Genomic DNA, 1,576 nt, shown 5'->3' on the forward strand with positions numbered 1-1,576 from the left:
TGATACATATGCAAGGTGGCTTACTCATGAAGAGATAGCTGACGGAGTTATAAAAGGAATTGAAAGTAAATGCACGGAATGGATTGTAGGGAGAGTAGAGCCGTGGGGATTGCGGCCAAAATGGTAAGGGGGAAATGGGAAATGAAGACAACGGTATATGTAACAAGGCACGGTGAGACAGAATGGAATGTTGCGAAGCGGATGCAAGGTCGCAAAAATTCAGCATTAACAGAGAATGGTATGATGCAAGCGAAACAATTAGGGGAGCGTATGAAGGAGTTGCCACTCCATGCCATATATAGTAGTCCAAGCAAAAGAACGATTCATACTGCTGAATTGATTAAAGGAGAACGAGATATTCCAATTATAGCAGATGAACGTTTCTATGAAATAAATATGGGGACATGGGAAGGGCAAACAATTGCTGATTTGGAAATGCACTATCCAGAAGAAGTACATTTATTTTGGAATGAACCACATCTTTTTCAATCAACATCAGGGGAAAACTTTGCGGCCGTTCATAAAAGAGTAATTGAAGGGATACACTTTCTTTTAGAAAAGCATAAAGGTGAAAGTATTTTAATTGTCTCTCATGCTGCAGCAGCGAAATTACTTGTAGGGCATTTTGCAGGTGTTGAAATTGAACATGTATGGGGAGAGCCATTTATGCATAGCGCGAGTCTTAGTGTGATTGAATTTGATGAAAATCTTGGTAAAGTAAAACAATTTGCAGATATAAGCCATTTTCAGTAAACGTAAAAAAGGCCGCAATGCGGCCTTTTTGGTGGGTATAAAAAACTAGCAATTACGCTTTTTATACCAAAAGTGATCGAATTTTTTATTTTTGCAAGATGAGGACTTGTGTCCGCTATCTTTGCAATCGTCCCATTTGTGCCCGTCATCGTGACAGTCCTTACCATGATCCCGCGAATCATCACAAGAACCATGATGGCTATGAGGGAAAAATACACATTTTTTACAGCAACATCGTTTTGTCCAGAAACATTTCTTTTCAAAGCGAACGCATTTTGTAACGAAAGTACAATGTTTCACGCGAGTACGTTTTGTAACTAAAACGCATTCTTTTCTGCGAGTAACTTTCGTAACGAATGTCCATTTTTGAACGCGTACACGAGTACATTTTGTAACGAATGTCCATTTTTTTACATGAGTACATTTTGTAACGAAAGTACAATGTTTCACGCGAGTACATCTTGTTCTTGGACATTTATTCCCTGTTGTACATTTACGTCCTGTTGTACAGTTACACCCTGTTGTACATTTATGATGAGAGAATTTATCATCATCACAATCAAAAGTACTTGGATCTTGGTGTAAGAAATCCTCCATACCAGCACTTTTGATTTCTTCAACAGCTTTTCTAATATCACGTTTCATAGAAATCCTCCTTATCGAGTTTTAAATTGAAAAGGTATTCTTTTTCCTTAACATGATATGAGATTCGGCTTCTTTCTGAACAGGACAAGAGTGTAATTTTATATAAATAGATGATAGCGGATGTATGGACAAGACAAGGCGCATACATTGAATGAAGAGAACAGAGAAGGGATGAGAA

General features: G+C 37.9%; 2 protein-coding genes and 1 pseudogene. 2 read left to right on the forward strand and 1 reads right to left on the reverse strand.

What is annotated here, in order from left to right:
- Both AC1DTM_RS25775 and AC1DTM_RS25780 read left to right on the forward strand, forming a co-directional pair.
- Positions 1–127: pseudogene (locus AC1DTM_RS25775) on the forward strand (short-chain dehydrogenase); the annotation flags it as partial.
- A 14-nt stretch (positions 128–141) separates the two neighbouring features.
- The gene (locus AC1DTM_RS25780; protein WP_033714697.1) at positions 142–753 is read left to right on the forward strand and encodes a phosphoserine phosphatase 1; all 612 of its coding nucleotides are present in this window, start codon (positions 142–144) and stop codon (positions 751–753) included.
- Positions 754–798: 45 nt separating this feature from the next.
- Here AC1DTM_RS25780 and exsB read toward each other — a convergent pair whose 3' ends face one another.
- Entirely contained in the window at positions 799–1,398 is a 600-nt protein-coding gene (exsB, locus tag AC1DTM_RS25785; RefSeq protein WP_016104618.1) for an exosporium protein ExsB, read from the reverse strand.
- Positions 1,399–1,576 lie beyond the last annotated feature (178 nt).

It is taken from the genome of Bacillus sp. P4_D3 (assembly GCF_056401855.1).